The organism is Mesorhizobium sp. M7A.F.Ca.CA.004.12.1.1, from assembly GCF_003997835.1.
GTDB lineage: Bacteria > Pseudomonadota > Alphaproteobacteria > Rhizobiales > Rhizobiaceae > Mesorhizobium.
Genome location: NZ_RZRK01000278.1, coordinates 1 through 7,226 on the forward strand (window position 1 = coordinate 1; position 7,226 = coordinate 7,226).

6 protein-coding genes and 1 pseudogene are annotated in these 7,226 nt (G+C 64.1%); 5 read left to right on the forward strand and 2 right to left on the reverse strand.

Going from position 1 to position 7,226, the window contains the following annotated elements; all coding sequences use genetic code 11:
- Positions 1-231 (reverse strand): annotated as a pseudogene (locus EN984_RS16250) (citrate synthase); the annotation flags it as partial.
- A 92-nt stretch (positions 232-323) separates the two neighbouring features.
- Between EN984_RS16250 and EN984_RS16255 the strand changes: the two are divergent.
- The 3 genes from EN984_RS16255 (at position 324) to EN984_RS16265 (ending at position 3,561) form a co-directional block, all read left to right on the forward strand.
- Positions 324-1,412: a citrate synthase/methylcitrate synthase gene (locus EN984_RS16255; protein ID WP_127270164.1), complete on the forward strand. Its 1,089-nt coding sequence runs from the start codon at positions 324-326 to the stop codon at positions 1,410-1,412.
- Positions 1,413-1,598: 186 nt separating this feature from the next.
- Positions 1,599-2,381 (forward strand): 3-hydroxybutyrate dehydrogenase, encoded by a 783-nt coding sequence (locus EN984_RS16260; protein WP_127270166.1) that lies wholly within the window; start codon positions 1,599-1,601, stop codon positions 2,379-2,381.
- A gap of 46 nt (positions 2,382-2,427) precedes the next feature.
- A complete protein-coding gene (locus tag EN984_RS16265) occupies positions 2,428-3,561 on the forward strand; it encodes a patatin-like phospholipase family protein (protein ID WP_127270167.1) in 1,134 nt (377 codons plus the stop codon).
- 33 nt (positions 3,562-3,594) lie between these two features.
- On the opposite strand, the gene EN984_RS16270 is transcribed toward EN984_RS16265, so the two are convergent.
- Entirely contained in the window at positions 3,595-4,191 is a 597-nt protein-coding gene (locus tag EN984_RS16270) for a TetR/AcrR family transcriptional regulator (protein ID WP_127266910.1), read from the reverse strand.
- 122 nt (positions 4,192-4,313) lie between these two features.
- Between EN984_RS16270 and EN984_RS16275 the strand changes: the two genes are divergently transcribed.
- On the forward strand, positions 4,314-4,775 hold the full coding sequence (locus tag EN984_RS16275) for a (2Fe-2S)-binding protein (RefSeq protein ID WP_127266909.1): 462 nt from the start codon (positions 4,314-4,316) through the stop codon (positions 4,773-4,775).
- Between the two features lie 2 nt (positions 4,776-4,777).
- The gene (locus EN984_RS16280) at positions 4,778-7,051 is read left to right on the forward strand and encodes a molybdopterin cofactor-binding domain-containing protein (RefSeq protein ID WP_127270169.1); all 2,274 of its coding nucleotides are present in this window, start codon (positions 4,778-4,780) and stop codon (positions 7,049-7,051) included.
- Positions 7,052-7,226: the final 175 nt, after the last annotated feature.

Sequence of the window (7,226 nt, forward strand, 5' to 3'; positions counted from 1 at the left end):
GATTGAGGGTTCGCCCCAGGCAATGGCGCTTTCAGCGATGACTGATGGGCTCCGTCCGCGCGCCCGGCGGGTCGCCAGTGCGGCGATATCGTCGGCGCGGTACTGGCTGCGGCGCGGATCGGCGCGGTCGGGCCGCATGCCGATGCGCCCACGGCTGACATAGGCGTACAGCGTCTGCGCCCGCACCTTGAGGCGCTCAAGCGCCTCTTCCCGGGACAACCACTCGGACATATCGAGCCCTGATATTGATTCTATTGATCAAGATTGATGGAAACGTTGCCCATCTCTATCTCCGATCCGGAAATGCTTCAAGGAGACAGGCTATGGCGAATGGGCTCGATGACGTGGTGGCGGCGGAAACCGTGCTTTCCGATGTGGATGGTCTTGGTGGCCGTCTGACGATCCGAGGTCATTCGCTGCCGGAGCTGGCCGGCCGCTTGAACTATGCCCAGGTGATGCGGCTGCTGCTCGACGGCTTCTTCGACGACCTTCCCGATGAGGCGCAACTGACGCGGGCACTGGGCCAGGCACGCGCTGAGGTGTTCGAACGGCTCTTGCCCTCGCTGCCCCTGCTGGCGTCGCTCGATGTTTACAGCGCCATGCGCGCCGGCATGGCGCTGCTGCCGGACGGCGAGACCTTGACCGATGCCTTGCTGCTCATCGCAGCGCCCGCCGTGCTGACGCCGGCCCTGCTGCGCCTGCAGCGCGGCGAGCAGCCGATCGCGCCGGACAGCCGCGCCGATCATGCCGCCGACATGCTGAGGATGCTGAGCGGCAGCGTCGCCTCGACGGCGCTGGCGAAGGCGCTCGATACCTATCTCGTGACCGTCTGCGATCATGGCCTCAATGCGTCGACCTTTGCGACGCGCGTGGTGGCCTCGACGCAGGCCGGCCTGACATCCTCCGTGCTGGCCGGGCTCGGCGCGCTAAAGGGGCCGCTGCATGGCGGGGCGCCCGGTCCGGTGATCGAGATGCTGGATGCGATCCAGGCGCATGGCGATGCCGCCGGCTGGCTTCGCGACGAGATCTCGCACGGCAGGCGCATCATGGGTTTCGGGCACCGCATCTACCGTGTGCGCGATCCGCGCGCCGATGTGCTGAAGGCCGTCGTGCGGCAACTCGGCGGCGAGGGCGAAACCGGCCGCCGGCTGGCATTCGCGGAGACAGTGGAACAGGTAGCGCTCGACGTGCTGCGGATCGCCAAGCCGTCGCGCTCGCTGCAGACCAATGTCGAGTTCTACACCGCGCTGCTGTTGGAGGCGGCGGGCTTTCCGCCACAAACCTTCAGCAATGTCTTTGCCGCTGGGCGCGTCGCCGGCTGGATCGCGCATGCGCGCGAACAGCAGACGACCGGGCGGCTGATCCGCCCGCAGTCGCACTATGTCGGGCCGGTGCCGGAGCTGGCTGCCTGAGGCTTATCGGCGCCTGGCGAGCGACCGGCGATCCAAACGATATCCTCCTGGTGAGCGGCCGTGTGGCCGCTCATGACGAAAATTTCATCTCCTCAAAAATTCTGGCCGCTGTTATTGCGTCGCATTGAGCATATATGCTGCAGTGCAACATAAGCTCGCTCTTGCCGCAACCAGAGGACTCCGCCCTTGGCCGCCAGAAAAACCGCAGTCATCACCGGCTCCACATCGGGCATTGGCCTGGCCATCGCCCAGGCGTTGGCGGCCGAAGGCCATAATGTCGTCGTCAACTCTTTCTCCGACACGGCCGCCGACCACGCCATCACTGATGCGATCGCCAAACACCACGGGGTGAAAACCGCCTACATCAAGGCGGACATGTCGAAACCGGCGGAATGCCGGGCGCTTGTCGCCAAGGCGGCTGAGACATTCGGATCGGTCGATATCCTCGTCAACAATGCCGGCATCCAGCATGTCGCGCCGGTTGAGGACTTTCCGATCGAGAAATGGGACGCCATCATCGCCATCAACCTGTCGTCGGCGTTCCACACCATTGCAGCCGCGATCCCGCTGATGAAGGAGGCCGGCGGTGGCCGGATCGTCAACATCGCCTCGGCGCACGGCCTGGTCGCGTCGCCGTTCAAATCGGCCTATGTCTCGGCGAAGCATGGCATCATGGGTTTGACCAAGACCGTTGCACTCGAACTGGCGCGTGAAAAAATTACCTGCAACGCCATCTGCCCCGGATATGTGCTGACGCCGCTGGTCGAGGCGCAGATCCCCGACCAGATGAAAGCCCATCAGATGGATCGCGAGACCGTCATCCGTGAGGTCATGCTGGACAAGCAGCCGACCAAGGAATTCGTCACGGTGGAGCAGATCGCGGCAGCGGCGGTGTTCCTGTGCTCGGACGCGGCAGCGCAGGTCAACGGCACGCATCTCTCGGTCGATGGCGGCTGGACCGCCGCGTGAGGCGCAAAATCTTCTCATCTATCCAAAACGAACCAAGGACGACGCCATGACCAAAAACGGCAAGGCGGAGGAGACAAAGAAGAAGATCAACATCGCGCTTCAGGGCGGCGGCTCGCACGGGGCCTTTTCCTGGGGTGTGCTCGACCGCCTGCTGGAGGACGGACGGCTGGAGATATCAGCAGTGTCCGGCACCAGCGCCGGCGCCATGAACGCAGTGGCGCTGGCCGACGGATATGTGCGCGGAGGTGTCGAGGGAGCGCGGCAGAAACTTGACGATTTCTGGCGCGCGGTGGCGGCCAAGGGCCGGTTCAGCCCGGTACACCGCATGCCGTGGGATGTCGCCTGGGGCAACTGGTCGATCGAGAATACGCCTGGCTATGTCTTCTTCGACACCATGTCGCGGGTGTTCTCGCCCTATGTCGCCAATCCGCTCGGCTTCAACCCGCTGCGCGACGTGGTTCAGCAGGAGATCGATTTCGACAATGTCCGCGCCTGCAAGTCAATGGAACTGTTCATCTCGGCGACCAATGTCGAGACCGGACAGTTGCGCGTCTTTTCCGATGGCGAGATCGACCTCGACACGGTGATGGCCTCGGCCTGCCTGCCGCAACTGTTCCGTGCTGTCGAGATCAAGGGGGTGCCCTATTGGGATGGCGGCTATGGCGGCAACCCGGCGCTTTATCCGTTCTTCAAGACGGCTGCGACCGAGGACGTGCTTCTGGTGCAGATCAATCCGGTGGTGCGGGAGGGAACACCAAGAAGCGCCAACGAGATCCAGAACCGCATCGACGAGATCGCCTTCAACGCCGGGTTGCTGCGCGAATTCCGCTCGATCGCCTTCGTCAAGGAACTGATCGCCGCCGGCCGTCTGCCGCATGGCGAGTATCGCGATATCCGCATGCACCGCATCGATGCCGACGAGGCGTTCAAGGACCTGTCGGCGTCCTCGAAGGTCAACGCCGAATGGGCGTTTCTGACCTACCTGCGTGATCTCGGCCGCACCGCCGCCAGCGACTGGCTGGAAGAGAATTACGAGGCCGTCGGCAAGCGACCGACGCTCGATCTCTCCGGCGAACTCGATGACGGCTTCAAGCCGGTGCGCGGTCCGGCACCTGGCCGGCGGGTCAAGGAATTTCTTGCGGCGCGCAAGAACCCGGAGGCAGAGCGCCGGCGCGCCTGAGCGACCAATCAATGTGCATCGATTGGTCCGCAATCATGCCTTCAAGGTCAGGTCGATCACCCTGATCAGGGCAGCGGCCGCCTGCCGCTGTCCCTCCGGATCTCTGATCCGCGCCTTCATGCCTTCCAGCCCGTCGAGCAGCATGTCGGCAAGCAGTTGCGCCGACAGGCCTCTGGCCGCCAGGTCGACGCCGTTCCTGGCTGCCTCGCGCTCTATCGCGGTGCCGATGTGTTGGCCAAGCCCGCCGCGCCAGCAGCCTACCAGATCGCCAAGGCTCGATTTCATGTCCAGCAATTCGGCGCCGTGCGGCGAAGCAACGACCGCGCCCATCATCGAGATGAATGCCTCGTCGATGGCCCGCATCATGCGCTCGGTGAAAGGGCCGTCGCCGGATAGGGCAATCTTTGCCGCCTCGACCGAGCGTGACAGGATCATCATGGCGATGGCGCGGAAAATGTCGGTCTTGTTCTTGAACAGGAGATAGAGCGCCGGACGCGACATGTCTGCGGCGCGGGCGATGTCGTCCATGGTGGTGCGAGTGAAGCCATAGGCCAAAAACACCTTCATCGCGCCATCCAGGATGCGGACGCGTTTGGGATCTGTGGCGGCGATGTCTTCGATCCGGTTCATGGAGCAATTCTATCCTGCAAAATCCTATTTGACAAAATGACGAAATTTGTCAATCTGTATCGGAGCGAAACGGTCGAGAGGACGCTTCGCCTTGGCAGTGGACGACAACAAAGGGTATCCCCATGCGCCTTACCGTCGACGGTCAGTCTTTCGATATCGATGCCGATCCTGACATGCCGCTGCTGTGGGCGCTGCGCGATCTCATTGGCAAGACAGGGCCGAAATTCGGCTGCGGCATCGCCGCCTGCGGCGCCTGCACAGTTCATGTCGACGGTCAGCCGGTGCGTTCCTGCTCGCTCCCGGTTGGGCAGGTCAGCGGCGCTATCACGACCATTGAAGGCATCGGCACGGCGGGGAAGCTGCATCCGGTGCAGCAGGCATGGCTGGAGGAACAGGTCGCGCAATGCGGCTACTGCCAGGCCGGCCAGATCATGAGCGCGGTGGCGCTGCTCGACGAAGTCGCCAACCCAAGCGATGCCGACATCGACAATGCCATGGGCGGCAATCTCTGCCGCTGCGGCACCTATCCCAAAATCCGCTCGGCCATCAAGAAGGCCGCGGCGCTCAAGACGGCGGGTCTCTGACCATGGCCAGTGTCGGAAAGATCGCCCGCCGCACGTTTCTGATCGGCGCTGCCGCCGTCGCGGGCGGCGTTGCCGTCGGCTATTACTACTATCGCAAGCCTTTTCCGAACCCGCTCGAGGCCGAACTCGGCAAGGGCGAGGCGACGTTCAACCCCTATGTGAAGATCGGCGCCGACAACACCATCACCATCGTCGCGCCGCGCGCCGAGATGGGGCAAGGCATCTCGACGACGCTTGCCGCCATGGTCGCCGAAGAGCTCGATGTCGGCCTTGACCGGGTCAAGGTCGAGCATGGACCAGCATCCCATGCCTACTACAACGCCGCGATCCTCGAGGAGGGCGGTCCGTTCGCCTTCTTCGACGAGAGCATGACCGCGCAGGCGGTGCGCTCGGGTCTCGGCGTGGCCGGCAAGTTCCTTGCCCTGCAGGGCACCGGCGGTTCGGCTTCGACACGCGATGGTTTTGACAAGATGCGGCAAGCGGGTGCCGCTGCCCGGCAGATGCTGATCGCGGCTGCGGCGCAAGAACTGGGTGTTGCCGCAGCCGATCTGGAAACGGCCGACGGTTCGATCCTGCACAAGGCGTCGGGCAAGTCGCTGACCTATGGCGCGGTCGCCGCGGCCGCCGCCGCGATGGCGTCGCCGGCCGAAGTCAGGCTCAAGGACCGGGCCGACTGGAAACTGCTGGGAAAACCGCAGAAGCGCATCGACATGCTGGCCAAGGTGACCGGGGCGCCGATCTTCGGCATCGATGTCAGGCTGCCGGACATGGTCTACGGCACTGTCAAGATGAGCCCGCGCTTCTGGGCCAAGCCGGTCAAGGCGGACCTTTCCAGGGCCGAAAAAATGCCCGGCGTGATCAAGATCGTGCCGCTCGAGACGAATTACGGCCATGGCTTCGGCATCATCGCCGACAACACATGGGCGGCGTTCAAGGCCGCCGAGGCGATCGACGCCCAGTGGGCCGATCCCGAATATCCGCTCAGCAGCGCCGGCATATCCGATGTCGTGAAGCAGGCGCTCGGCACCAAGGGCTCGGTGATGCGCGACAATGGCGACGTCGACACCGCCTTTGCCGACGCGCCGCGTGAAAGGATCGTCGAGGCCGACTATGCCGTGCCCTATCTGGCGCATGCGACGATGGAGCCGATGAACGCCACGGCGCAGCTCAGGGACGGCGCGCTCGACATCTGGTGCGGCAACCAGGCGCCGACCCTGGTGCGGCAGCTTTGCGCCAACGCGGTCGGCATCGGGCAGGACAAGATCAATGTGCACACCACCTTCATGGGCGGCGGTTTCGGCCGGCGCGTCGAGGTGGATTACGCACTGTGCGCCGCGCTGATGGCCAGGGAGACGGGCGGGCGTCCGGTCAAGGTGACCTGGACGCGTGAAGAAGACATGCGCCACGACGCCTACCGGCCGGCCGCTATCGGCAAGTTCCAGGCGCGGCTCGGCGACGATGGCATGCCGGTCGCGCTCGACATGAGGATGGCCTCGCCATCGGTGATTGCCGGCATGCTGCGCCGGCTGTTTCCCTCGATATCGCCGCTCGGTCCCGACAAGAGCATCGTCGACGGCGCCTATGACCAGCCCTACACCATCCCGAATTACCGGGTCAGCGGTGTCGCGGCGCCGGTCTCCATCCCCGTCGGCTCCTGGCGCTCGGTCGGCAGTTCGGTCAACGGCTTCTTCCATGAGGGCTTCATGGACGAGATCGCCGTCGCCGGGAAAATCGATCCGGTCGAGATGCGCAAGAGACTGATGGCTGCCTATCCTTCGGCGGTGAAGGTGGTGGAGAAAGTCGCCGCGATGGCGAAATGGGGTGAGGCGCTGCCCGCCGGCAAGGCCAGGGGTATGGCCTTCACCCTGTCCTTCGGCAGTTGGGTCGGCGAGATCGTCCAGGTGGCGGACACGCCGGCCGGAATCCGTATCGAGAAGGTGTGGATCGCCGCCGATGTCGGCACCGCGCTCGATCCCGGCATCATCGAGGCGCAGTTGATCTCGGCGGCCATCTACGGTCTTTCGGCGGCGATGGGGCAGGAAATCACCTTCGCCGACGGCATGGTCGAACAGTCGAACTTCCACGATTTCGACGCCATGCGGATCTTCCAGTGCCCGGTATTCGAAGTTGCCATCCTGGAAAACTTCCACAGGATGGGCGGCCTCGGCGAGGTCGGCACACCGCCGGCGGCTCCGGCGCTCGCCAACGCCATCTTCGCGCTCACCGGAAAGCGCATCCGCACGCTGCCGCTGTCGAAAGCGGTAGCCTTCGCATGAAGAAGCTCGTCATCATGCTGACGCCTGCTGCCATGCTTGTGCTCGCAGCACCGTTTGCGATCGCGCAAGAGAGCCAGACGCCGGCGCCGGTGGCAGTCGACACAGCAAAAGCCCTGTCCGAATGGGACAAGGTCTATGCGGTGTTCTCGCATCCGCGCTGCGCTGACTGTCATGT